20 protein-coding genes and 1 rRNA gene are annotated in these 25,257 nt (G+C 30.7%); 9 read left to right on the top strand and 12 right to left on the bottom strand.

Features of this window, described 5'->3' with window-relative positions; translation table 11 throughout:
* Positions 1-10: 10 nt before the first annotated feature.
* The 6 genes from DPIF8902391_RS12375 to DPIF8902391_RS12400 all read right to left on the bottom strand — a co-directional run bounded on the left by DPIF8902391_RS12375 (position 11) and on the right by DPIF8902391_RS12400 (position 5,392).
* On the bottom strand, positions 11-709 hold the full coding sequence (locus DPIF8902391_RS12375) for a DUF6048 family protein (RefSeq protein WP_172506014.1): 699 nt from the start codon (positions 707-709) through the stop codon (positions 11-13).
* Positions 690-1,166 (bottom strand): DUF6452 family protein, encoded by a 477-nt coding sequence (locus DPIF8902391_RS12380; protein WP_058884971.1) that lies wholly within the window; start codon positions 1,164-1,166, stop codon positions 690-692. Before DPIF8902391_RS12380 ends, DPIF8902391_RS12375 begins: the two co-directional genes overlap by 20 nt.
* A 20-nt stretch (positions 1,167-1,186) precedes the next feature.
* Positions 1,187-2,638 carry a 23S rRNA (uracil(1939)-C(5))-methyltransferase RlmD gene (gene rlmD, locus DPIF8902391_RS12385; protein WP_172506015.1) on the bottom strand — a complete coding sequence of 484 codons (1,452 nt, stop codon included), beginning with the start codon at positions 2,636-2,638 and terminating at the stop codon, positions 1,187-1,189.
* Between the two features lie 102 nt (positions 2,639-2,740).
* Complete coding sequence (locus tag DPIF8902391_RS12390; RefSeq protein WP_172506016.1) at positions 2,741-3,436, bottom strand: OmpA family protein; 696 nt, start codon at positions 3,434-3,436, stop codon at positions 2,741-2,743.
* Between the two features lie 67 nt (positions 3,437-3,503).
* Positions 3,504-3,992, bottom strand: coding sequence for a lipocalin family protein (locus tag DPIF8902391_RS12395; RefSeq protein ID WP_172506017.1), 489 nt, complete (start codon positions 3,990-3,992; stop codon positions 3,504-3,506).
* Positions 3,993-4,210: 218 nt separating this feature from the next.
* Positions 4,211-5,392, bottom strand: coding sequence for a mechanosensitive ion channel (locus DPIF8902391_RS12400; RefSeq protein WP_158508512.1), 1,182 nt, complete (start codon positions 5,390-5,392; stop codon positions 4,211-4,213).
* 456 nt (positions 5,393-5,848) lie between these two features.
* Between DPIF8902391_RS12400 and rocD the strand changes: the two genes are divergently transcribed.
* The gene (gene rocD / locus DPIF8902391_RS12405) at positions 5,849-7,093 is read left to right on the top strand and encodes an ornithine--oxo-acid transaminase (RefSeq protein WP_058886253.1); all 1,245 of its coding nucleotides are present in this window, start codon (positions 5,849-5,851) and stop codon (positions 7,091-7,093) included.
* A gap of 463 nt (positions 7,094-7,556) precedes the next feature.
* Here the strand turns inward: rocD and DPIF8902391_RS12410 are convergent, their stop codons facing one another.
* Complete coding sequence (locus DPIF8902391_RS12410; RefSeq protein WP_172506018.1) at positions 7,557-10,583, bottom strand: DEAD/DEAH box helicase; 3,027 nt, start codon at positions 10,581-10,583, stop codon at positions 7,557-7,559.
* A 215-nt stretch (positions 10,584-10,798) separates the two neighbouring features.
* On the opposite strand from DPIF8902391_RS12410, the gene DPIF8902391_RS12415 reads away from it, so the two are divergent.
* Positions 10,799-11,611, top strand: coding sequence for a hypothetical protein (locus DPIF8902391_RS12415; protein WP_172506019.1), 813 nt, complete (start codon positions 10,799-10,801; stop codon positions 11,609-11,611).
* Between the two features lie 209 nt (positions 11,612-11,820).
* Here the strand turns inward: DPIF8902391_RS12415 and DPIF8902391_RS12420 are convergent, their stop codons facing one another.
* Genes DPIF8902391_RS12420 through DPIF8902391_RS12430 form a run of 3 tightly spaced genes read right to left on the bottom strand, consistent with a single transcriptional unit; the run spans position 11,821 to position 12,795 of the window.
* A complete protein-coding gene (locus tag DPIF8902391_RS12420; protein WP_172506020.1) occupies positions 11,821-12,153 on the bottom strand; it encodes a CCC motif membrane protein in 333 nt (110 codons plus the stop codon).
* A 21-nt stretch (positions 12,154-12,174) separates the two neighbouring features.
* On the bottom strand, positions 12,175-12,468 hold the full coding sequence (locus DPIF8902391_RS12425) for a DUF2752 domain-containing protein (protein WP_232122788.1): 294 nt from the start codon (positions 12,466-12,468) through the stop codon (positions 12,175-12,177).
* A gap of 3 nt (positions 12,469-12,471) precedes the next feature.
* Positions 12,472-12,795, bottom strand: a complete 324-nt coding sequence (locus DPIF8902391_RS12430) for a YbaB/EbfC family nucleoid-associated protein (protein WP_058884980.1) — start codon at positions 12,793-12,795, stop codon at positions 12,472-12,474.
* A 124-nt stretch (positions 12,796-12,919) separates the two neighbouring features.
* Here DPIF8902391_RS12430 and DPIF8902391_RS12435 point away from each other — a divergent pair, with 124 nt between their 5' ends.
* From DPIF8902391_RS12435 to DPIF8902391_RS12450, 4 genes are all read left to right on the top strand, one after another.
* Positions 12,920-15,106, top strand: a complete 2,187-nt coding sequence (locus DPIF8902391_RS12435; RefSeq protein ID WP_394810791.1) for a S9 family peptidase — start codon at positions 12,920-12,922, stop codon at positions 15,104-15,106.
* A 101-nt stretch (positions 15,107-15,207) separates the two neighbouring features.
* Complete coding sequence (locus tag DPIF8902391_RS12440; RefSeq protein WP_172506021.1) at positions 15,208-16,227, top strand: PLP-dependent cysteine synthase family protein; 1,020 nt, start codon at positions 15,208-15,210, stop codon at positions 16,225-16,227.
* A 39-nt stretch (positions 16,228-16,266) separates the two neighbouring features.
* Entirely contained in the window at positions 16,267-16,665 is a 399-nt protein-coding gene (locus DPIF8902391_RS12445) for a GlcG/HbpS family heme-binding protein (RefSeq protein ID WP_172506022.1), read from the top strand.
* Positions 16,666-16,767: 102 nt separating this feature from the next.
* Positions 16,768-17,202, top strand: coding sequence for a hypothetical protein (locus DPIF8902391_RS12450; protein ID WP_058884983.1), 435 nt, complete (start codon positions 16,768-16,770; stop codon positions 17,200-17,202).
* Between the two features lie 695 nt (positions 17,203-17,897).
* Here the strand turns inward: DPIF8902391_RS12450 and DPIF8902391_RS12455 are convergent.
* A complete protein-coding gene (locus DPIF8902391_RS12455) occupies positions 17,898-18,680 on the bottom strand; it encodes an alpha/beta fold hydrolase (RefSeq protein WP_058884984.1) in 783 nt (260 codons plus the stop codon).
* Between the two features lie 220 nt (positions 18,681-18,900).
* Between DPIF8902391_RS12455 and DPIF8902391_RS12460 the strand changes: the two genes are divergently transcribed.
* On the top strand, positions 18,901-20,214 hold the full coding sequence (locus tag DPIF8902391_RS12460; protein ID WP_172506023.1) for a DEAD/DEAH box helicase: 1,314 nt from the start codon (positions 18,901-18,903) through the stop codon (positions 20,212-20,214).
* Between the two features lie 382 nt (positions 20,215-20,596).
* Here DPIF8902391_RS12460 and DPIF8902391_RS12465 read toward each other — a convergent pair whose 3' ends face one another.
* Entirely contained in the window at positions 20,597-21,550 is a 954-nt protein-coding gene (locus DPIF8902391_RS12465; protein WP_101955866.1) for a tRNA dihydrouridine synthase, read from the bottom strand.
* A 143-nt stretch (positions 21,551-21,693) separates the two neighbouring features.
* On the opposite strand from DPIF8902391_RS12465, the gene pbpC reads away from it, so the two are divergent.
* Together pbpC and DPIF8902391_RS12475 are read left to right on the top strand one after the other, a co-directional pair.
* The gene (pbpC, locus tag DPIF8902391_RS12470; RefSeq protein WP_172506024.1) at positions 21,694-24,039 is read left to right on the top strand and encodes a penicillin-binding protein 1C; all 2,346 of its coding nucleotides are present in this window, start codon (positions 21,694-21,696) and stop codon (positions 24,037-24,039) included.
* Between the two features lie 1,037 nt (positions 24,040-25,076).
* Positions 25,077-25,257 (top strand): 16S ribosomal RNA (locus tag DPIF8902391_RS12475); the annotation flags it as partial.

The raw sequence follows: 25,257 nt of genomic DNA on the forward strand, positions 1-25,257 counted from the left end.
GTAGCTTAAATTAGTTATTAACAAAAGGAATAAAGTAGGAAATGCTGTAATTAAACCCAAAACCAGTATTGCTTTCAAAAACACGATTGAAGCCTGGGGCATATAATGTTTTAAAGTTTTTTTGATCGTTTAAATGAAGCATTACCTTATAAGAAACGCCTGCGCTTAAAAATAAGTTTTTAAACGTTTCGACTTTAATACCTAGTTGAATTTCAGTCCAATGTGCGGTAAGCCCTGTTTCGGTAATCGGTTTTTTTATAGTGTTTGAAGGAAAATAAGGCGTGCCAACATTTGTTTTATAGCTATTTAAAGTTTGATCAAAAAGCGTCGCAGCATACCTAAAACCAACATAAATTTCGTTATTCATGTCTAGCCAATTTTTATAGGCATTGTAGTTAGCACCAAGCCGAATAAAATTTCCTTTGGCGGTTGAACAGGTAAAATCTTCAAAGCTAATTTCTTCTTCGTAGCCTGCTTCGGCGGCTATATACCAATTTTTAGAAACACGATAATCACCTACAAATTCTAAACCACTGTAACTTTTATCAACAATTGATAATGCGGGTTTGCTAATATCAACACCTAAACGCAAACCTGTACGTGTTTTATAGGTTAGCGTGTCTTTTTTTATTTCAGATGATGCTGTTTTCTGAGAAAAACCATTTACAGAAACAAATAATAAATAGCTACTAATAATATACTTGTACATGTGCTTTTGTTTGATTGTCAATAGTCGTAATTTCAGAAGTTGATATGTTATCAATCCAACCTGTATGCTTTAAATTTACATCATTAAAGATAACTTTATAGCCACACGAACGAGAAACATAAGCTTGTTCGGGCTTATAATTTATAGTTAATGTCGCTATTTTGTTATTGATTGCTAAATTATCGGTAGCATTCATTTTTAAGGTATAAACAGTTTGGGTAGCCAAACTGTTTAAAGGGATATTTATTGAATCAGCTTCTTGATTTACAAAAAGACTGTCTTTACCTTGTGCTATAATAGAAAAACGGGTAACCTTCTTTTTTTTAGAAGTATCTTTTTTATCATAAAAACGCAACACTAAATTAGGTGTTACAGGGTTTTGAATACAGAAATCATCTTTTTCACAAGCTGAAAATCCTATAAAACAACTACACAAAAGAAGGATATATTTTTTCATTTAATTATAATGTAAAAGGTTTATTTTTCGAATAAAACAACAGTTTCTATATGTGCTGTGTGCGGAAACTGATCTACTAAACTAATCTTTTTTAGTTTATAACCAGCGTTCATTAATTCTTCAGTATCACGAGCCTGTGTTGCAGGATTACAAGAAACATAGACCATTCTATCGGCATTTAAGCGGATAATTTTACGCAATGTTTTTGGCGCAATACCAGCACGAGCAGGATCTAAAATAATGGTTTTAATTTTATTTTGATACTGAGGATGTTCATATAAAAATCTACCAACATCGGCAGCATAAAATTGTAAGCCTTCAATATTATTTCGTTTGGCATTTTCTTTGGCATCTTCAATTGCAGAGGCCACAATATCAACCCCAACTATTTTGGCGTTTTCACTTCTTGATGCTAAAATTTGCCCGATAGTTCCTGTTCCACAGAATAAATCCATTACAACGGTGTTGTCAATAGCTTCTTTGTTTTCTAAAGCATAATCAACAACTTTTGTGTATAGTTTTTCTGCCGATTTAGGATTCGTTTGAAAAAAGCTTTTCATACTTATTTCAAAATTCAAACCTAATAATTCTTCCACAATTTTATCTTTACCAGTAACAAGCTCAATACTTCCTGATGTTGCAATGGTTCTATCGCCAACTTCATCGTTAATTGTATGTAGTAATCCTGCTAAACGATCGCCAAAAATATCTTTTAATAAACTCACAAAAGCGGGCATGTCAAATTTTGGTAAATCAGCAGAAGTAGTTACTAAATTAAATAATAATTCGTTGGTTTTGTACGATTTACGCACTACGAAATATCGGAAGAAACCTTCTCTTTTTGGTCCGTGCCAAGGTGCTAAACCTGTTTTTTCGCAATATTCACGAATTACTTTTAGGTTGTCTTCAACTTGAGCATCAAATAAACCAGAATCTTTGTTTAGGTTATCGCCCATCCACCAAGTTCCACGACGTTTAAATCCTAGGGTAAAAAAATCGGCATCGGTTTTGTTAACTCTATCGTATCCAATTGCTGAAAAACCATATTCCATTTTATTTCTGTAGTGAAATACGTTTGGAGAGCTGATAAATTCATCAAATAAGTCTTCAATATTTTCAACTTTACCAATCCTTTTAAATAACGATAAGGTACTTTCTTTTTTATATTGATGTTGTAATTCAATGGGTAATTGAATATAAGGTGCTCCTGGAATGTCTTGAAAAGGCAGGGCAACTTCATCTTTTGACGCTTCTAAAACATCAATTAATTTTGCTTCGGCATATTTTTTACTCGATTTGCTAATTTGTGCTTTTACCAATTGACCTGGTAACGTATTAGGTACAAAAACAACAAAACTACCTTCTTCGGATTTTATTCTTGCGATTCCTTTTCCTCCAAAAGCATAATCTTCAATTCTTAATTCTAAAACTTGATTCTTTCTTACAAATTTATTTCGTTCTCTACGTGGCATCTTCTGTTATGTATAAGTTTGCAAAATTATGAAAAGTTATGGATTGATTGCACAAAAAAGGCTACTCATTTGAGTAGCCTTTTATATAAAATAACCAAATTCTTATTGTTTTACTTCTTGTTTTGCTTCTTTAATCATTTGTTGGTTAGCTACAATAGCAAATTCAACACGCCTGTTTTTACTTCTTCCTTCTTTTGTTTGGTTAGAGGCAATTGGGTCGTTAATTCCTAAACCTTTGGTTTTAAATCGGCTTGCTGAAAGTCCTTTACTAGCTAAGTAATTTCTTACCGCATCGGCTCTTTTGCCCGAAAGAGTTAGGTTGTATTCAGCTCTACCAGTACTATCGGTATAGCCATAAATTACAATATCGGTATTGTTATAGCTTTCAAAAACAGGAACTAATTTGTCTAAATTTTCTTTAGCAGCTGTTGTTAAGCTCGATTTATTGGTGTTAAAGCGAACGGCACTTTCACCTAAAGTAAGCATAATTCCTTCACCAACTCTTTCTACTTCAGCTCCCGGTAAAACTTCTTTAATTTCACGGGCTTGTTTGTCCATTTTATTACCGATAGTTCCACCGGCAACACCACCTACAACGCCTCCTAAAACAGCGCCTAGTTCTGAGTTTTTACCATTTCCTAAATTATTACCAAGAACAGCGCCTAAAATTGCGCCTGCAGTGGTACCAATTACGGCTCCTTTTTGGGTGTTATTAGCATTTTTAACAGCGCCACAAGAAGTAAGCAAACTACTTGTTAGAACTAAAACCGAAAAGCTATAAATAATTGTTTTTTTCATGATGTATTTTTTAAAAATAATGTTGTTTTTAAAAGTATGTAATTATTACTGCTAAATGAGTGTTGTATTATTTTCTTTGAAAAGAGTAAGTGATGTTTTTGATGCTACCAGCAACGTTAATTTTATCAACTAAATCAAAACTTGTTTGTGTTAAGTTATTGATGTTTAAAACAAAGCCATTATTTACGTTTTTCGCTTTATGACTGTTGATTATTTTTAATACAAAACTTCCATCTTTGTTAATGTACCAAGTAGTTGGCGAATTAAAATCAACACAAGAAGTACTCGGGTTGTTAAGGCTCATTTGCCCTTTATTATTGTTAGAAATAAAACTCCAATTACTTCCTACAAAACAGTTAGAATCGGCAATATTAAACGAGGTTACTTTAAATAAGTTAGCACCTGTGTAATTGACTGCGCTAATAGTCCAGTTTCCTTTTAGGATTTTTTCGGTTTTATTGTCTAGTTTGGTGTTTACCGCCGATGCGGTCGTTTTACAGCCAATAGTTGTTGAGATTGTAGCTAAAAATAGCATAAAAAGTAAGGTCTTTTTCATGTTTTTTATAATTTTATTTAGATTTATAAGAATTTAAGTAAGTTGTTTTTTTGATGAAAAAATAGGGGTGTTTATGTGCTGTATAGTACAGCTGATTTCACAGTTTAAAGGTCACTTAAAAATACTTGTAAACCAATTAAAATATCCATTTTTATTAAAATAAAAAAGCACCTCAATTGAGGTGCTTTTGTAATTAGTTGATAGCCGTTGTTTTAACCTTATTTTTTATCGGCAACATCGTTTGTGTTTTTGCTAAATTTATTTAATATTTTTTCCATTTGTTTACCGCCAGCCTCACGACCACCTAATCCAAAAGAAAGTACTACTGTTAATGCTACTGCGCCAAGTGTTATTCCGAAGGCTAAATTGATAATATCATCAGCAATACCCATTTTCCCTAATCCGATTGCTAAGAAAACTGCCAAAATAGCAACTTTAACAATACTTCCTACAAATTTATTGTCATCACTTTTCATAAAGTTTTTAGAAGCGATAGTTGCAATCCAATTTCCGATTGCTAAAATAAGTAATCCGAATAAAATATTTCCTGCAAGGTTTAAAACGGTATTCATAATTTCAGAAAGCTTGCTGAATTCTAATTTGTCAATAGCAGTCATTACACCAAATAATACGATAAATGCATATACAATATTTGAAATTAATTTTTCAACATTTGCTTTACCTGTAAAAGAATCTAAATTAGCGCTTTTTAATATTTCGTTTAAGTTTAAACTATCTAATAAATCTTTAATTAAATTACTTAAAAACTTACCACCAATAACAAAAATAATTAAGATTAATGTAGCAACTAATATTTTAGGAATTGCAGCAAAGAAAATCTCTAGCATGTTTGTTGCTGGTTCAGAAATAGATTCAATATTTAAAATATTTAAAGCGGCAATTAAAAGCGGAATAAATATAAAAATAAATACAACCTTTTTAAGGATAGTAACAATATTAATATTTTCAGGTAGGTTTAATTTTGGTGCAAATTTTTGAATTGTTCCTCCCGATAAGCCTACTAATTCAGAAACTATAGTAGCTAGCATATAACCAATATAGCCTACAAGCCCTGCGCCTACAATATTAGGAATAAATTGAGTAAACCCGTTTAATAATCCTTTAATTGGCTCTAAAACGCTTGTCATTCCTAGTTTGTCTAGAGCTAACATAAAAACAAAGATCATTATTAAATAGTATGCTAATTTTGAAATTAAGTCACCAAAACGCACTTTGCTATTGCTTAGCGTATTATTTAAACCACTGCTGTCGCTTATTTTATCGATTAGTGTTTTTATTAATTTGGCAATTAGCCATCCTAGCACAATAATAAGTAAAGCGCTAATTGGTTTACCAAAACTGCCTGTAATTTGATTGTAAGTATTTAATATCTGATTCATAATATTTTGGTTTTTAGTTATCATTATGACCCTTATTTTTCTTTTTAGTCACTTTTATACTTGGTTAAATAAATTTAATTTTAATTTTTAATTAAAGAAAATAATTAAACAAAATATACTTGTAATAGATTGATTTATAACCGCTAATTAAAACTGTAAAAGCGGGTGCTAAAAGATAAGAATACGATGAATAAACGATGAATAATTAGAAGTTTTGTTTTTGTTAAAAAAATGTAAGACCAAGGCTTTAAAAGCTATTTAATATTTAGTAAATTGCAACTCTTTTTAGGGATGATTTCTTTCCCACGCTGAATTTTCGAAACCTCTTCGGAAGGATAAAGGTAGATAAGGAACGCTTATTTTACTTGCTTAGCGAGATTTATAAATGTTTGCATGGTAAATATGCTAAACGATGCTTTGTTTAAACCAAAGTACAAACCTAAAATTATTTTTAAAATGGCTGATTTAAAACAATTAACGTCGCAAGAAGCGATTGAATTAGAAAACAAGTACGGAGCACACAATTACCACCCGTTACCAGTAGTACTGAGTAAAGGTGAAGGTGTACACGTATGGGATGTTGAAGGAAAAAAATATTATGATTTTTTATCTGCTTATTCGGCAGTAAACCAAGGGCATTGTCACCCAAGAATTGTTGATGCAATGGTAAACCAAGCGAAAACATTAACGTTAACTTCTCGTGCTTTTCATAACGATATGTTAGGGAAATATGAGAAATTTGCTACTGAACTTTTTGGTTTTGACAAATTATTACCAATGAATACTGGTGCTGAAGCTGTTGAAACGGCTTTAAAATTATGTAGAAAATGGGCTTATGAAGTAAAAGGAATTAACGAAAATGATGCGCAAATAGTTGTTTGTGAAAATAACTTTCATGGGCGTACTACTACCATTATTTCTTTTTCTAATGATCCTGTAGCTCGTAAGAACTTTGGTCCATTTACAAACGGATTTATTAAAATAGAATATAATAACTTAAAAGCTTTAGAAGAAACTTTAGAAAGCGATAAGAATATTGCTGGTTTCTTAGTAGAGCCAATTCAAGGAGAAGCGGGTGTTTACGTACCTTCAGAAGGATATTTAGCTGCGGCAAAAGCCTTGTGTGCAAAACACAATGTATTATTTATCGCTGATGAGGTTCAAACAGGAATTGCACGTACTGGTAAAATGTTAGCTATTGACCATGAAAATGTAAAAGCAGATATTTTAATTTTAGGAAAAGCGATTTCAGGAGGAGCATATCCTGTGTCTGCTGTTTTAGCTGATAACAACGTTATGGATGTTATTAAGCCAGGGAACCACGGTTCTACTTTTGGTGGTAACCCAATTGCTGCTGCTGTAGCAACGGCTGCTTTAGAAGTTATATTAGATGAAAATTTAGCGGATAATGCAGAGCGTTTAGGGCAGATTTTTAGAGCTGAATTAGCTGAGTTTGCTAATGAAACTGATTTAGTTTTATCTGTAAGAGGAAAAGGGTTATTAAACGCTGTTTTAATTAACGATACTGAAGAAAGCTCAACTGCTTGGGATATTTGTATGAAGTTACGTGATAACGGATTATTAGCAAAACCAACACACGGAAATATTATCCGTTTTGCACCACCTTTAGTGATGACTGAAGCGCAATTAATGGATTGTATCGCTATTATTAAGAAAACTATTTCTGAGTTTAAAAAATAAGCTTCTGAAATTTTTAATATAAAAGTGAGTATATAAAAGGAACGATTTTTTAATCGTTCCTTTTTTTTTGTGCGTAATTTTTTGTGTTTTTTTTCTTCGGATGAAATAATTATTCAATATTGAAAGAATAAAAAATAGAGTACAAATGCCTAGCCCCGATTGAAGCATCTGTTTGAGCTCTTTTTTTGATTTTTCTTCAAAAAAAAGCGAGTGCGGAAAGCGGGAAATTGCTTCAAATAAATCTTTTGTAGTGCCTGTTTAAATTTTATATTCTGATTTTCCGCAGTTATTTGTCAATTCGAGTGATTTTAATGACTAAAAGGAATTAAAAATGTATCGAGAATTTGAATTCTTTTATATTGATAAATTTTAATTGACTTTACTATTAAATAAGTTCTCGATACAATTTTTTTTGAAGAAAAAAATGACTCGAACTGACAGTTTTACTTCTGACAATTATATATTACTTCTCCATTTCATAAATATGTAAATGCTTTTTTAAAATTCCAGATGGTGTGTTTTTTGATGCGTCAAAAATTCGAGTATCGCCAAATAAAATAAAACTATCCTTTGCTCTTGAAACCGCAACATTTAAAATATTAGGTTTGTTATCTTTTTCAAAAAATAGCGTTCCTTGATCTTCGTTCGAATATACCGAACTGAATAAAATAATGTTACGCTCAGCACCTTGTAAGGCGTGAACGGTTCCTAATTTAATATCGTTTACTTTAAAACCTGCCTGGGTTAATGCTTGTGATAATTCTCCTTTTTGACTAGCAAAAGGCGTAATAATTCCTAAAATACTTTCAATATTTTCAACATTATAAGCCTTTTGAATTTTTTCTTTGTTTTGCTGTAACCAGGTAATAATGGCATTTACTTCGCTAATATTACAGCGACTGTTAAATTTACGTTCGCTAATTCCTGCTACATGATACGCCATCATTGATGGGAAAATTTGATTCTCTTTTGCCTTTCCTTTCATGGGTTTTAAAATACCGTTGTAGGCGAGTTCATTACAGAAATTGATAATTTCATCGTTGCATCTTCGGTGTTCTAATAAAACCAATCCCTGTATTTTTTCTTCGGATATTGCTGTTTCAAATGCACAGGCATTTTGTGCCATTTTCATAATGCTACCGCTTGAGGCTAAAAAACCTTTATTTTTTAAATATTTTTCATCTTCTTCATTTTGAAGCATATTAAGAGTGGTTAAATTTCCAATATCAATTTTTGAAGGAATCGACCAAATTGGTTCAATTTGTTTTAAATCGCCAATAACAAAGGCTTTTTTTGCCAAAGAAAACATTGGAATGCTAACCTCGGGAGTTACCTGCCCAGCTTCATCAACAATTAGAAGGTCTAAAAAATTATATAAAGGTAAATAGTCGAAATCAGGTTTTCCGTTGTCATTTTCGCCCAAAAATTGGCTGTATAAAAAATGACTCGGTGCCATGTAAAAAGTGGCGACAAAACAGGGGGTTAGCATGGCTCTGCGCTTCCATTTATTTTTAATCGAATTTTCGCCAGTTCCTTTTTCAGTGTTGTTGTCTAGAGCGTATTTTGTAGCAATTAACCAACGAGCTTCCCAATAATGAACAGCGAATAAAAATGCTTTATGGCGTAATTCGATATCTATTTCATCGTAAAAAAAACGAGGAGTATGATTGTTTGAATTTATTTTTTCGTACTCGTTATCCCACATTTTAGCCTCTGAAATATAAGGGAATCCTTTAATACTATTTTGAGTTTTCCAGTTTTTTAACTGCAAATTTGATTGCAAGGCGGTGTTTAAATTTGCAATACATTCTTTGATTAATAAAATGGTTTTATCAAAATCAGCACTTGTTTCTTCGGATATTTTAAAAATAGCTTCGGATGAATTATTGGCATGATTATTAGCGTTAGAAATAGTACTTTCTATTTTAAAATATTGAATTATTTTATCGGTAAAATTAGTTTTATTTATTGTTGATTTCAGGCGAGTTATTACAGTGCGCCATTCTTTTAATTTGGCAATTTTAAAGGCGTCTTTTTGAATATAATCTGCTTTATTTAAAAGAATTGTATTGATAAAATTAATGCTACTTATATAATCTTTTGAAAAATTAACACCTTCAATTAAGGTGTTTTGAATGGTAATTATTTCATCTTGTAAATGGTCGCAAACATCTTCTAATGAATTGGTTTCTGTATTAAAATAATAACAGTATTTGGTTAAAAAATAATATTCAGCTTCATAGATATACTGTTCATTTTCTAAATCGCATAAAGTTCCTTCATTGCCAAACATATTTCCTTTTAAAAAATTAATATCTTTTAAAGATTTTTCATTTTTAGAATTGGAAGGTAAATAGGTTGCGTATCCGTTAAAATTAGGAATCCAACGTGCCGATAATTCTTCTAATGAACTTTTAGAATTGATAAAACTATCAATAATATTGGTAACCGCTTGGTTGTTGTTTGAACAGGCTAAAATTACTGGCGCATCTTCTCCTTGTATTGCTGCTTTTACAAATTCGGTAGCCACTACGCTTTGTAAAAGAGTGGTTTTTCCTGTTCCCGGAGGACCATTTACTGCTGTTACGGCATTTTCTTGGGATGTTAAATAAGATAATAGGGTTTTACGTTGGCTGATAGATAGCGGAAATTTATTTGACATTTGCCCTAAGTGCAAGTGATTGTAATTTAAAAAATCAGCATCGGTAATGGGATGTTTTTTATCTTTTTCATCTTTGGTAAAAGGGTCAATTATTTTTGATAAAACAGGTAATTCATCCTTGTATTCTTCTTCTTTTAAGAGGTTTTCATATAAAAAAAGAATGCTTTTTGCTGTAGAAATTTTTGAACTAATAGCAAAATAAGTCAATTGATATTGCGTGTTGTATTTTTCTACTTGATAGTTTTGTAAACTATTTGTAGTAATTTGTGAAAATACATCATTTATATATGCCCAATATTCCGCCCAAGATACCGTTTCGTCTTCATAATCAGCTTGGGGTACTTGAAGATCTTTAGCATCTAAAACGGTATCAATTTCAGAAAAAATAAAATCATTTTTAATATCGGCAATTGGTGTTAAATAATTGCGGACAATTAACGGGAATAATTCTTTAGGAGCTTTTAATTCTCCCGAACGGTTTACTGTGGCAATTATCCAAAACGGATAAATATCTTTAGGTTTGTGTTTTAAATTCTCGTTAGAATTATCGGTTTGATATGTTAAATGAAAAGGAGATAAAACTATTTTTGTTTGTGCTACTTTGTACCATTTAGGGTCGTCTTTTTTACGAATTCCTTTTATTCGGTTAATTCGTCTTTCTTCAATATCCAACAATTCATTGGCTTGTTTTGTGTTGATAATCGCATTGCTTAAATCAGTTGTTTCTTGTTGAAATAAGTTTTTTATTTTATCAATATCAATGGCTAAGTTTTCGCTATCAGATAAACTATTCTTATAATATTGTAACCAAGTTTTTTCGTTTTTCATGCTTTTTTGAAAGAAGTTTTGAAAGTGATTTTGAAAGAAGCACAGCGTTTGTGAATTCTGTGATAAAATAGTGGGCAAAATTACGTTATTTTTTTAGTATCAAAAAACAACATAAAGACGATGCGATGCCTCACGTTTCTAAATGGTCTTAAAGATTGTAGCATACAAAAGTGAATTTTATGTATATTACACTAATTTTTTAAAAAAAATAGCTTGTGGGATTGTATATTATGTATGTTGTTTTTTCTTCTTTTATAATTTTTATAATGGTCGTTGTTTTTAAAAAAGTGAGTATTTCTCATGCTGAAATTAATACCTTTAAATTTTCAGTAAAAAACGAAGAGGATATTGAACATCAGCAGATAGTAAAAAAAAATAGTCGCTTTAATATTGTTGTTTATGCCTGTTTAATTGGAATAGCTGTTTTAAATATATTATTTTATGGAGTCGGTAGTGCTCAAAATGAAACCACTTATTTTAATTATTTACTAAATGGAATACAGTTTCAAGTAGTATCGTCTATTCTTTTTATAATATTAAGTGTTCTAAATCCTTTTATTGTATTTCCAGAAGATATAATTCAAAGAATTACACAAGAAAAGCGAAGTGGAATCTTACGATATGTGATTGTAAATAATAGTAAATCGATGGCAATTCGAATATTTTTATCGGTATTACTAATAACCTTTTTTGTGTATAAAAAATGGCTAGTTATTATTCCTTTTTTACCAGAATACCTGATTTTACAAGGAATTAATATAATGATACTACTGTTCATTTTTAAAAACATCTATATCATGAAAATGCATCCTATAATTTTTTTTAGATTAAATATTGTAAAATTTGCAAAGGGAGTGCTTTATATTACAATTTTTACATTTGTATTGATTCCTTTAGTGCCTTTTACTATGATGACATTAATAGTATTGGGCATCGATGAACGTAATTTTTCTATTTGGCCATTGCTTTTTATTGTTTTTAATAGTTTATTAATGGTGTTAGAACTGAAAACAAGCAATTTAAAATAAAATGATAGTTGTAATGCAGTACAGACGCGATGCCTCGCGTCTTTTTTTATGGCGTCTTTTTTGATGATTAATATTTTTGATGATATTTATTATGTTTTGAAATTATTATGAGAGACGTGATAAATCGCGTCTGTACTAGATTAAAAATTTAAGCATAAAAAAAGCAACTTATTATAAAATAAGTTGCTTTTTATCAAAAATAATAATATTTATTGATTTTGTAATTCGTTTAATCTTTCTAGCATTAACTCTTCATTTCCTATAGCATCCCACCCGATTATTGAAAATACATATACAATACAAAGAATATAAAGAACATTAAGTACAATACCAATAATTCCTAGTATTTTACCTGCGCTTGCATTTTTAACACCCGTATATTGTTCTGGGTTTTCAGCATCTAATTTTACGGCTTTATTTCCTAAAATAACGGCAGTGATACCTAAGGGTAAACCTATAACTCCGTAAAAACAACAGGTTAAAATTGATAAAATCCCTAAGACTAAAGCAACGGTTGCGTTTGGTAATTTTTCTTGATCCATAGTTTCCATAATTTTTATTTTTTAAAGTAGTTGATTCATTTTCATAACATAACTGATTGCTATAATAAGCACATTTATTACAGCTAAAATACGAATTGTTTTTTGAGCATTTTTAACATCAAAAAAGAAGTTGATAACAAGTACTAATGCTAGTAATAAAAGCGTGTAAATAGCAGGGTATATTTTAAAGGCAGCGGTAAATTCGCCTTGTATAATAAAGCTTAAAGCCCGCTGAATGCCACAGCCTAAACAGTCAATTCCGAAGAATTTTTTGTTTAGGCAAGGCAACATATAGTTTTCTAATTGTAAAAACATTTTTTATTTAAACATATCCATTCCTGGAATGTTTGGCATACCATCTTTAGCGGCAACAGCTAATTCGTGTTCGTTAATTTGTCCTGCTCTTTTTAATGCCTTATTTAAAGTTAAAATTAAATAATCTTCTAACTCTTCCTTATCTTCTAATAAAGATTCGTGAATTGAAATTGCTTTAATTTCATTATTAGCTGTTACTGTAATTTTTAAACTTCCGCTATCGGTTGCTTCGTCAATTAAAACGGTGTTTAACCTCTTTTTTGTAGCTTCTACATTTTTTTGAGCATCTTTAATTTTACTCATCATTCCTGAAATATCTCCAAACATTTGTTTTCTATTTTATGGTTTATAGTAATAGCAAAAATAGTACTTTCACAAGCAAATTAATAATTTAATTTATCCGAAGAAAAAGGGAAATAATAAGACAACAATTTAACTGATTTTAACTAAAATGAAAAAAAACATACCGTATATCATTGCTTTTAGCCTTATTTTTGTTGGTTGCAAAACCAAAGACATGAATAAAAATAATATAAAAAATAATCAAGAAAATAGTACTGCTCCAATTGCCGATAAGCAACCAAAAACCTTAGAAAAGCACGGAGATATACGTACCGACGATTATTTTTGGATGCGTTTAACAGATGCGCAAAAAAATGCAGAAGTTAAAGACGCACAAACTCAAAAAGTGTACGATTATTTGAATGCTGAAAATACTTTTTACGAGCAAAAAACAAAGCATACCAAGGGTTTTCAAGAAGAATTATTTGAGGAAATGAAAGGGCGTATTAAAGAAGATGACCAATCTGTACCTTATAAAAGTAATGGTTATTTTTATATTACACGCTACGAAAAAGGACAGCAATATCCTATTCACAGTCGTAAAAAGGAAACTTTAGAGGCTGATGAACAAATTATGTTCAACGTAAATAATGAAGCGAAAGGATATGATTATTTTCAATTAGGAGGTTTAAGTATTTCTCCGGATAATAAATTAACAACATTTGCCACCGATACGGTAAGTCGTCGTCAATATAGTATCAAAATAAAAAATTTAGAAACAGGTGAAATTTATCCTGATAAAATAGAAAATACTACAGGTGGGGCTGTTTGGGCAAACGATAATAAAACAATTTTTTACACTAAAAAAGATCCTGAAACCTTACGTAGTTCACAAATTTACAAACATATTTTAGGAACTGATACGGCTGATGATGTATTAATTTTTGAAGAAAAAGATGAAACTTTCGGTGCTTTTATCACCAAAACAAAATCGAAAAAATACCTAGTAATGGGTTCTTATAGTACGGTTTCTAATGAATATCAGGTTTTAGAGGCCGATAATCCTAACGGAACTTTTAGAATGATTCAACCTCGTGAGCGTGACTTAGAATACGATATTGCACATTACCAAGATCATTTTTATATCAAAACAAATAAAGATGGCGCAACGAATTTTAAGTTGATGAAAACCCCTGAAGATAATACGTTAAAGGAAAACTGGGTGGATGTAATTCCGCATAGAGAAGATACGTTATTTGAAGATTTTTCAATTTTTAAAGACTATTTAGTTTTAGAAGAAAGAACCAATGGTTTAAATAAAATCCGTATTAAACGATGGGATAATACCGAAGATTATTATTTGCCTTTTACAGAAGAAACGTATTCGGCAGGAGTACACGGAAATCCAGATTTTGATACTGATGTAATTCGTTATTCATATAATTCAATGACTACACCAAGTTCTGTGATTGATTTTAATATGAGAGATCAATCCAAAGAAATTAAAAAAGAACAAGAGGTTCTAGGTGGGAAGTTTGATAAAAATAATTATGTAAGTCAGCGTATTTGGGTAACAGCTCGTGATGGTAAAAAAGTAGCGTTGTCAATTGTACATCATAAAGATACCAAGCTTACCAAAGATACCCCAATTTTACAATATGCGTACGGTTCTTATGGGCATACAATTTCTGACGGATTTTCAACAACACGTTTAAGTTTGTTAGACAGAGGCTTTGTATATGCCTTGGCACATATTCGAGGAAGTGAGTATTTAGGACGCGCTTGGTATGAAGATGGTAAAATGCTAACCAAGCAAAATACATTTAACGATTTTGTAGATTGTTCTAAGTATTTAATTGATAATAATTACACATCGCCAAAGCATTTATATGCCATGGGTGGTTCTGCAGGAGGTTTATTAATGGGAGCAATTATTAATATGAATCCTGAATTATATAACGGAATTATAGCGGCTGTTCCTTTTGTAGATGTAATTTCAACCATGTTAGACGATAGCATTCCATTAACCACAGGTGAATATGACGAATGGGGAAATCCGAATGATAAAGAATATTATGACTATATGAAATCATATTCTCCTTATGACCAAGTAGCTCCGAAGGCATACCCGAATATGTTAATTACTACAGGACTGCACGATAGTCAAGTACAATACTGGGAACCAGCAAAATGGATTGCTAAGCTTAGAGATGTAAAAACAAACGATAATATGTTATTTCTACATACCAACATGGATGCAGGTCATGGAGGGGCTTCTGGTAGGTTTGATGCCTTAAAAGAAATAGCAGAAGAATATAGCTTCTTTTTAATGTTAGAGGATAAGTTAGAAAAATAATGATACTTTTGTAGCTAATTTAGTGCAAGCGTCATTGTAAGAATTCAATTTTTATATTTTTAGAATGACTTTTACAATGACGCTTTCTTATTAAGAGAACAATGAACAGACACAAAGGAATTACCAATTCAATTTTAGATTTAATAGGGCAAACCCCTATGGTAAGGTTAGCCAAAATAACAAAAAACTTTTTAGGAACGTATTACGCCAAAGTAGAAGCTTTTAACCCGGGGCATTCGGCAAAAGATAGAATTGCGTTGCATATTATTGAAAGTGCCGAGAAAAAAGGTATCTTAAAAAAAGGAGATACCATTGTTGAAACAACTTCAGGAAACACCGGTTTTTCATTAGCGATGATTAGTGTTATCAAAGGCTATAAATGTATTTTAGCGGTAAGCGATAAATCATCACAAGATAAAATTGATATGTTAAAATCAATGGGGGCTCAGGTACATGTTTGTCCTGCAAATGTTCCTGCGGATGATGCTCGCTCATATTACGAAGTAGCAAAAAGATTGCACCGAGAAAATCCAGGGTCTATTTATATCAATCAATACTTCAATGAGCTGAATATAGAAGCACATTATAAAAGTACAGGTCCTGAAATTTGGAAACAAACGAAAGGAAAGGTAACACACGTAGTTATTGCAAGCGGAACAGGCGGAACAATTTCGGGTACAGGGAAGTATTTGAAAGAGAAAAATCCGAAGATAAAAGTTTTAGGAGTCGATGCTATCGGTTCTGTTTTGAAAAAATATCATGAAACAGGCGAGTTTGATGAAAATGAAATATCACCCTATAAAATTGAAGGTTTAGGAAAGAATTTAATTCCAACAGCCACTGATTTTGATGTAATTGATATTTATGAAAAAGTATCAGACAAAGATGCTGCGCTTACTGCAAGAAAATTAGTAAAAACAGAAGGTTTATTCTGCGGATATACTTCTGGCGCTGTTTTACAGGCGACCGAACAATATAATGAAAAAGGATATTTTGACAAAGATAGTGTCGTTGTATTACTTTTACCTGACCACGGTTCTCGTTATATGAATAAAATATATTCGGATACTTGGATGAAAGAGCAGGGTTTTTTAGAATGTAATTCTTTCGTTGAGGTTTAAAAATAATTAAAATCAATTATTAATTAAAAATAAAACAGTATGAACATCACATTAGAACAAGCAGAAAAAATTATTGCAGCAGCAAAAGCAAAATCAATAGAAATTGACACAAAAATGAATATTGCAGTTGTTGATGCAGGTGCAAACTTAGTTGCTTTTGCTCGTATGGATGGTGCATGGTTAGGTTCTTTAGATATTTCGATTAAAAAAGCAAAAACTGCTCGTTTTTTCGATATGAATACAGGAATTATTGGTGAATTATCTCAACCAGGACAACCCTTATATAATATTGAGCATTCGAATAACGGATTAATTACTTTTCCAGGAGGTGTGCCAGTAAAAGATGAAAACGGAACAATAATTGGAGCTATTGGAGTGAGTGGTAGTTCCGTAGAAAATGACCATACAGTAGCTGAAGCAGGAGCAAGGGCTATTTAAAAAGTAGTAAAATGTTTTTTTAGATAAAATCATACTTTTTTTCAAAAAAAACGTTATTTTAATGACTAAATAAAATATAGTAATATAAAATTTTTAAGATTTATGAAAAAATTAGTAGTAGTAGCAGCATTGTTTTTTTCAGCAATATCGTTTGCTCAAATTGAATTTGTTGAAAAAACAAAAATAGATGTTGTTGGGCAAGTAGAATTTGTTTACCTAGAAAAAGTAGGTAATGAGGCGTATAATTTGTTTTATAAAAACATTAACAATACGGTAAATGAATACATTTCGTTTTCATTTAAAAATGTAGATAACGACGCCGCTAAATTACATCAAATTATTGCTAGAGGTTTTGAGGAGTCTACTGGTAGTAGGTATCAAATTAAAGCAAACGGAGAAGCTGTTTACTTTAAGTATGTAAGAGAGCAAGGAATTGTTAAAATGAAAATTCAACAATACGTAAGTAGAGAGCCAGATGTTTTAACTGAATCTAAATTGTTAACCTTAGATGAGGTAAACAAATTATTTAGTATGTAATATGGTTATTACTATTTTTAAATAGTACTGATAAAAGCCTAAGCAATTATTTGTTTAGGCTTTTTTTTGATGATTCTTGTCAATTCGAGTGATTTTAATGACTAAAAGGAATTGAAATAGTATCGAGAATTTGAATTGTTTTCTGTTGATTTTTTTTGATGATAAAAAAGTTCTCGATACATTTTTTTGATGGTAAAAAACACTCGAACTGACAGTTTTTAAGCTTTTAAGAACTTGTTTTAAATTCTATTTAAATTTTCCATCCGTCAAACTGAATTTAGTTTAAGTTTTGCATCCTTATTTTCCGTAGTTATTTCCTTTTTTTTGATGATTCTTGTCAATTCGAGTGATTTTAATGACTAAAAGGAATTGAAATTGTATCGAGAATTTGAATTGTTTTATGTTGATTTATTTTGATGATAAAAAAGTTCTCGATACATTTTTTTGAAGGAAAAAAACACTCGAACTGACAGTTTATTTAATTTTTAAACAGGCGCTAACTAAAATTATCTTTTGAGTAGTCTTATTTGTTTGAAACTAAAAACCCTAGCCCCGATTGTAGCAATTGTTTGAGCTCTTTTTTGTTTTTTTTCTTCAAAAAAATAAAAAAAGCGAGTGCGGAAAGCGGGAAATTGCTTCAAATTATCTTTCGTTAGATTTTTCTTTAACTTGACTTTTTGATGAAAAAATAGGCGTTAAGTAATTGAATTAATATACTGAATCGTTTTATTGTTAAAAATAGTTGCTTTTTCAACATTAACAACGTGTCCGCATTTTTCAACAATTACTAAAGATGCTTTTAGGTGTTTTTCGACTATGTTTTTAATGCTCGGTAAGAATAAATAATCTTCTTCGCCCATAATATAAAGGGTAGGGATTTTAAGGTCATTCATTCTAAATAAACGCAATAACGGATTTATTTCAGAGGTTAGTTTAAACCATCGTAAAAATTCTTTTTGATATAATTTTTTAGCTTCATTCACAAAAAGTAATCGTGATTTTTTATGATTTTTATTTGGCATGATTACAAAGGCAAAAAGCTTATATAATAGCATGTAAGGAACAATAGATTTACATAAGTTTCCTGCAAAAATTAAAAAACGAGAGCGTAAGTTTAGCTTGATAATCGCACCGCCCATAATCATGCTTTTTACCAAATTGGGTTTTTTTTCGGCAAGGTTTCTTATTAAAATAGTCCCTAGTGAAATGCCTACAAAATGCGATTTTGTAATTTTTAAATGATTGATGACCTCTAAAATATCATCAGTAATAGCATCAAAAGTATATTTTTTCTGAAAAGGTGTTTTTAGTATTGATTTACTATCGCCATGACCACGTAAATCTAAAATTAAAACATTAAAATGTTTTTTAAATTCTCGAACTTGTTTGTACCAAATAGCGCTGCTTCCGCCTGCTCCGTGTACAAATGTTACCCATTGTAATGAACTTGTGTGCTCGTAAGAATAGTAATTTAACAAATTAAAAATATTTAAAATTCACGCAAAAATAATTCAATTAAACAACTTTACTGGTTAAAATTTTTATTGAATTGATTTAAAAAAATCAAATTAGGCTTCATTTTAAACAAGCAGCAACTAATAACGCGTGTTTTTAGGCTAAATTTAAGATAAATAAAGATACACTGCCTATCTTTGCGGCTTTAAAAGTTCATAAAAAAACTTCATAGATATAAATATTATGGCAATGACAGTAAAAACACAGGAAGATATTTTAGCAAAACTAAATATCTATGAGTTAAACGAAATGCAAAAAAAAGCCATTTCAGTAGTAGAAACAAACGCAAATACGGTTATATTATCGCCAACAGGAACGGGTAAAACTTTAGGGTTTTTATTACCAGCCTTGAAGTTAATTGACCCAGAAAATAAAGATATTCAGGTATTAATTTTAGTACCATCAAGAGAATTAGCCATTCAAATAGAACAGGTAATTCGTGAAATGGGAACAGGATTTAAAGTAAATGCTGTGTACGGAGGGCGCTCAATGGCAAAAGATAAAATTGAATTAAAACACATACCAAGTATTTTAATTGGTACGCCTGGTAGAATTTTAGATCATTTTGCAAATGAACGTTTTTCTAAAAATAGTATTCAAACTTTAATTTTAGATGAATTTGATAAATCATTAGAAGTTGGTTTTGAATCTGAAATGAGAGGAATTATAAATCAATTACCAAATCTGAAAAAACGTATTTTAACTTCTGCAACGCAGGAAACAGAAATTCCACAATTTGTAGGTTTAACCAAACCAACGGTATTAAATTATTTAACAGGAAAAAAATCAAGACAATTAACTTTAAAAACGGTTGTTTCTCCTATTAAAAACAAAAATAAAACCTTACATGAATTATTACAACACGTAGGAAATCAGCAAGGAATTATTTTTTGTAACTTAAAAGATAGCATCAATCACGTAAGCGAATTTTTAGAGAAAAATAAAATTGCACACAGTTGTTTTTCTGGAGGAATGGAGCAAAGAGATCGTGAACGTTCATTAATAAAATTCAGAAACGGAACAAGTCAAGTATTAATTGCAACCGATTTAGCGGCAAGAGGTATTGATATTCCTGAAATGAAATATATTATTCATTATGAATTACCAGAAAGAATTGAGGAATTTACGCATAGAAATGGTAGAACTGCAAGAGTAAATGCAAAAGGAACTGCATATATTTTAAAATGGCAAAAAGAAAATTTACCAGATTTTCTTAAAAATATTCCTAATGAAGATATTTCTCATAAACAAAAAATAAAAGCGCATTATTGGGAAACGTTGTTTATTTCAGGAGGAAGAAAAGATAAAATATCAAAAGGAGATATTGCAGGGTTATTCTTTAAAAAAGGGAATTTAACCAAAGAACAATTAGGAGTTATTGAATTAAAGCAAGATTGTGCTTTTATCGCAGTTCCTGTAAGTGAAGCGAAAAAATTAATTGAAGAATTAAATAATACGCGTTTAAAAAATAAAAAAGTACGTATTACTTTGGCGTAATAAGTAGTCAATTAATCAAAAATAATAAAAAAGGCTATTTCTTAAATTTAAGAAATAGCCTTTTTTTATAAGAGCTTGTTTAAGTTTCATCTGAAAAAAAATATAACAGAAAAATAAGAAATCGCATCGGTCAACCTGAATTTATTTCAGGTTCGCATCCTGATTTGCCAGAGTTCTTAGCCTTTTTTTGATGACTCTTGTCAATTCGAGTGGTTTTAATGACTAAAAAGAATTAAAATTGTATCGAGAATTTGGATTTTTATATGTTGATAAATTTCATACTAAAAAAGTTCTCGATACAATTTTTTTGAAGGAAAAAATCACTCGAACTGACAGTTTATTTAATTTTTAAACAGGCTCTAAATTAATTACAAAATAACGATTAAAGCTTTTTTTCATTACTTAAAATTTCTTTTACAGCTAGTTGATATTTTTTTTGATTTCCAGCTTTTTTAATCTGTTTGTAGGTTTTCTGCGGATTATCAAATGACTTTGAAAAATACTCCCAAAAACCTAACATTTTCATTTTTATAGGTGTTGGTCCCGATAAAGCTTCGTCATATTGCTGATAAATTTCATTATGAAAAGCTTCAAAAATTTTCCATCTATCTTCAGGATATTCCGTGGTATTGTCTTTAATCATTTGTGGTAAAAACGGATCGGCAATTAAACCACGCCCAATCATAAAATGACTAATACTAGGAAAACGCTCTTGCATCGCTTTAAAACCAGCAACATTAGTAATATCTCCGTTGTAATATAATTGATGTTTAGCAACATCAATACATTTTTGAAAAGCATCTAAATCAACACCACCTTTGTATAATTGCTTTCCTATACGTGCATGAATGGCGATGTTTTTTAAAGGATATTTATCTAAAATAGGGAAGGAGTTTAAAATTTCCTCACTATTTTCATAACCCATTCGCATTTTCATTGACACTAAAATATCCGATTCGTTGTGTGCTTTGTGTAAAACTTCATCAATTTTAGCAGGATTACAAATTAATCCAGAACCCATTCCCGATTTTGTAACCATCGGATACGGGCAACCTAAATTCCAGTTTAATTCTTTATAGCCTAAGCTTTGTACATATTTTGCAACGAATAAAAATTCATCAGGGTCATTAGTAATAACCTGAGGAATAACGGTTAACGTATTGTTGTTTTCGGGTAATAAATCACGCTTATAGCTCGATTTTATAACCATTTTGCCATTCAATCGAATATATGGCGCATAATAGGTATCAATACCACCAAAATATTTATGTTGTGCATTTCTAAATCTAAAATCGGTAAAACCTTGTAATGGTGATGAAAGTAACGTAAAACTCATGTAAAATTTCTGATGTTTAATAAGTCACAAAGATAACTTACTTATCCTTGATTTTTTACGCTTAAACTTTATACTTTTGAAAGTATACTTTTAAAATAAAGATTAGAAACATAATCTGTATTAAATCTGCATGAAAAATTTACATGAACACACTTTTTAACTTTTTAAAACAGTACAAATTAAAAATAATTATTGCCAGTATATTAATTGTTATTTATTATTCATGTTTACCGAAACAATTATTTTCAACACCAACATCAACCGTTGTAACTGCAAAAAACAATGAATTATTAGGAGCTGTTATAGCCAAAGATGGGCAGTGGCGATTTCCCGAATTAGATTCCGTACCTAAAAAATTTGAAGCCTGTATTTTACAATTTGAAGACGCTTATTTTTATCAGCATTTTGGTTTTAATCCAATATCAATAGGAAAAGCATTTATTCAAAATAGCAAAGCAAAACGAGTAATTAGAGGTGGAAGTACACTAACACAGCAAGTAATTCGATTATCAAGAAAAAATAAAAGTAGATCTTATATCGAGAAAATAAAAGAACTCGTTTTGGCAACTCGATTAGAATTTCGATTATCAAAAGAAAATATTATAAAGTTATATGCTTCTCACGCTCCTTTCGGAGGAAATGTCGTTGGCTTAGAAATGGCTTCTTGGCGCTATTTCGGATTACAACCACATCAATTATCATGGGCAGAAACAGCTACTTTGGCAGTACTTCCAAATGCTCCTTCGTTAATTTATCCAGGGAAAAATCAAGAAAGATTAAAAGAAAAAAGAAATAGATTACTTAAAAAATTATATCAACAGAAAATTATAGATAAAATAACCTATCAATTATCTTTAGAAGAAACTTTGCCTCAAAAACCTTACGGATTACCAAACTTAGCACCACACTTTGTGCAAGAAATAGCTAAAAAACATCAAGGAAAATATATACAAAGTTCTTTAGATATTCATTTGCAAAAACAAGTGAATACTTTAGTCAAACAACATTATGAGCGTCAAAAACAAAATGAAGTATATAATATGTCTGTAGTAGTTTTAGATGTTGTTACCAGAAAAGTATTAAGTTATGTAGGAAACTCGCCAACAGATAAAGCGCATCAAAAAGATGTAAACAATCTTATTTCGGCACGAAGTACGGGAAGTACTTTAAAACCTTTTTTATATGCACAAATGTTGCAATCAGGAGGTGTTTTACCCACACAATTAGTGGCTGATATTCCTATTGAAATTGCAGGTTACACACCAAAAAATTACGATTTAACTTTTGATGGTGCCGTTCCTGCCAACCAAGCCTTAACCCGTTCTTTAAATATTCCATCGGTTTTAATGTTAAAATCATACGGATTAGAAAAATTTAGAGAAAATTTAAAAGCGTATCATATTAATGACATCGATAAATCGGCAGATTATTATGGATTATCATTAATTTTAGGCGGAGCAGAAGCGAGTTTGTGGGATTTGTGTAAAACATTTGCCAGCTATGCGAGTATTGTAAATCATTTTGAAGCTACAAAACACCAGTATTATTCAAAGGAATTTATTGAGCCTAGTTATTTAAATTCGGATAAAATAAATTTCGGTAAAATTCAAGAAAACTACACACATATTGATGCAGGCGTAGCCTTTACAACATTAAATACTTTAACTCAAGTAAACAGACCTCTTGTCGATCAATCATGGAAATATTTTGATTCTTCTCAAAAAATAGGATGGAAAACAGGCACAAGTTTCGGTAATAAAGATGCTTGGGCAATTGGTGTAACCCCTAAATATGTTGTCGGAGTTTGGGTTGGAAATTCTGACGGAGAAGGAAGGCCTGATTTAACAGGCGTAGGAAGTGCCGCTCCTTTGTTGTTTAATGTTTTTGATGTGTTGCCAAAATCAGATTGGTTTTTAGAACCTTTTGAAGCATTAATTGAAGAAGAAATTTGCGAAAAAAGCGGTTATTTAGCCTTACCAATTTGTAAATCAGTTATAAAGAGAATTCCTAAAAACGGCGTAAGAGCAAAGCCCTGCCCATATCACAAGCAAATAACAGTTGATGCGTCAGAAATTTTTCAAGTAACCTCTAATTGCGAAGCTGTAAGTAATATAAAAGCGAAAACTTGGTTTGTTTTGCCTCCTTTAATGGCACATTATTACAAGCAAAAAAACGCAAATTACCGTGAATTACCAAGCTTTAAAAACGGCTGTAATGAGTTAGAAAATAATATGATGAGTTTTGTTTTTCCAACAAAATTTCGTTCTAAAATATCACTAACAAAAGGCGTTGAAAAATTAAATCCAATTATTTTAAAAGTAACTCATAGTAGTGCCGATGCTGTTTTATATTGGTATTTAGACGGTGTTTTTATAGGCAATACGACTCAATATCACGAGCAGGCGATAATTCCTAAAAAAGGAAACCATAAAATTATAGTAATAGACAATCTAGGAAATGAGAAAATTTGCTTTATAGCCGTCATTTAATTTTTTTTGAAGCAATTTCCCGCTTTCCGCACTCGCTTTTTTTGTTTTTTAAAAAGAAAAACAAAAAAGAGCTCAAACAAAGCGTCAATCGGGGCTAGGCATTTGTGTTCATTTTGATAATTTGATAAATCAATAATAATTTTTGCAAACCAAGCCAAACGACTATGAATTGGCTATTCGCGAGCATCTTTCAGGTGACGACAATAATCAAAATAACTTCAAATTTTAACACCTATATATATAAGGACAAAAATAAAGTAGGAGGTAAACCTATGTGTTCGCCTACCAGACTTGTTTGTATTTCATCTATTTATTCCTGTTTTTTTAGCTATTGTGAGCATTCTGCTCGTAATCGTAACGGTAACCGCAGCAATTGATTTATGTAAAACAGAAAACTGTAGGTATAAATCAACGGCAAATCAGGATGCTAAACTGAAATGAATTTCCTTTTTCGGATTAGATTTCTTATTTTTCTGTTATAAAAATTTTTGAAACGAAAATTAAACAGGCTTTACAAATTAAAATTATTGCTAAATGCCGCCTATTTTACCCCAAAATCCAATAACAAGAAGTCAGACTAAAAAACCAATTAGCTGATAATCAGCAATACATTAAATTTGTTAAAAATAAATGTATAAAAAAGCTTAAAAACACAAAAAAGAGTCGTAAGTTTGTAGTCCATAACAGCGATATTGATTATCGTAGTGTTATAAACGTTCATTTGAAACATTTTTTAAAATAAGTTAAATTTAGCTTGTTTAAAACAAATTAAAAGATGTATATTTGCAACCGCTTTAAGAAATACACTAAAGCAAAACGATCAAGAAATTTCGGAATGATTTTTAAGATAAAAATCAGTTAGTTCAATTCTAACATTTCTACAAAAAATGATAAGAGTAAAATCTCATCTGTAACTAAATAAGTTACGTTCATTGAAAATATTGAAATTGACAGCGTAAATAAGAGTAGAATAACCACGTTCTATTAAATTAGAACAAATTCTTTTGAAACTTATTCATTAATATTATTTAAAATATACAATGAAGAGTTTGATCCTGGCTCAGGATGAACGCTAGCGGCAGGCTTAACACATGCAAGTCGAGGGGTAACAGGTAGCTTGCTATGCTGACGACCGGCGAACGGGTGCGTAACGCGTATAGAATCTGCCTTGTACAGGAGGATAGCCTTTAGAAATGAAGATTAACACTCCATAATGTA

Origin of the sequence: Tenacibaculum finnmarkense genomovar ulcerans, assembly GCF_900239495.1 — a bacterium.
GTDB classification, from domain to species: Bacteria; Bacteroidota; Bacteroidia; order Flavobacteriales; family Flavobacteriaceae; genus Polaribacter; species Polaribacter ulcerans.

Excerpts from the sequence above, each read along its gene's own strand:
- DPIF8902391_RS12375 (WP_172506014.1), bottom strand. The coding sequence starts at position 709 with ATGTACAAGTATATTATTAGTAGCTATTTATTATTTGTTTCTGTAAAT.
- DPIF8902391_RS12380 (WP_058884971.1), bottom strand. The coding sequence starts at position 1,166 with ATGAAAAAATATATCCTTCTTTTGTGTAGTTGTTTTATAGGATTTTCA.
- rlmD (WP_172506015.1), bottom strand. The coding sequence starts at position 2,638 with ATGCCACGTAGAGAACGAAATAAATTTGTAAGAAAGAATCAAGTTTTA.
- DPIF8902391_RS12390 (WP_172506016.1), bottom strand. The coding sequence starts at position 3,436 with ATGAAAAAAACAATTATTTATAGCTTTTCGGTTTTAGTTCTAACAAGT.
- DPIF8902391_RS12395 (WP_172506017.1), bottom strand. The coding sequence starts at position 3,992 with ATGAAAAAGACCTTACTTTTTATGCTATTTTTAGCTACAATCTCAACA.
- DPIF8902391_RS12400 (WP_158508512.1), bottom strand. The coding sequence starts at position 5,392 with ATGAATCAGATATTAAATACTTACAATCAAATTACAGGCAGTTTTGGT.
- rocD (WP_058886253.1), top strand. The coding sequence starts at position 5,849 with ATGGCTGATTTAAAACAATTAACGTCGCAAGAAGCGATTGAATTAGAA.
- DPIF8902391_RS12410 (WP_172506018.1), bottom strand. The coding sequence starts at position 10,583 with ATGAAAAACGAAAAAACTTGGTTACAATATTATAAGAATAGTTTATCT.
- DPIF8902391_RS12420 (WP_172506020.1), bottom strand. The coding sequence starts at position 12,153 with ATGGATCAAGAAAAATTACCAAACGCAACCGTTGCTTTAGTCTTAGGG.
- DPIF8902391_RS12425 (WP_232122788.1), bottom strand. The coding sequence starts at position 12,468 with ATGTTTTTACAATTAGAAAACTATATGTTGCCTTGCCTAAACAAAAAA.
- DPIF8902391_RS12430 (WP_058884980.1), bottom strand. The coding sequence starts at position 12,795 with ATGTTTGGAGATATTTCAGGAATGATGAGTAAAATTAAAGATGCTCAA.
- DPIF8902391_RS12435 (WP_394810791.1), top strand. The coding sequence starts at position 12,920 with ATGAAAAAAAACATACCGTATATCATTGCTTTTAGCCTTATTTTTGTT.
- DPIF8902391_RS12440 (WP_172506021.1), top strand. The coding sequence starts at position 15,208 with ATGAACAGACACAAAGGAATTACCAATTCAATTTTAGATTTAATAGGG.
- DPIF8902391_RS12445 (WP_172506022.1), top strand. The coding sequence starts at position 16,267 with ATGAACATCACATTAGAACAAGCAGAAAAAATTATTGCAGCAGCAAAA.
- DPIF8902391_RS12450 (WP_058884983.1), top strand. The coding sequence starts at position 16,768 with ATGAAAAAATTAGTAGTAGTAGCAGCATTGTTTTTTTCAGCAATATCG.
- DPIF8902391_RS12460 (WP_172506023.1), top strand. The coding sequence starts at position 18,901 with ATGGCAATGACAGTAAAAACACAGGAAGATATTTTAGCAAAACTAAAT.
- DPIF8902391_RS12465 (WP_101955866.1), bottom strand. The coding sequence starts at position 21,550 with ATGAGTTTTACGTTACTTTCATCACCATTACAAGGTTTTACCGATTTT.
- pbpC (WP_172506024.1), top strand. The coding sequence starts at position 21,694 with ATGAACACACTTTTTAACTTTTTAAAACAGTACAAATTAAAAATAATT.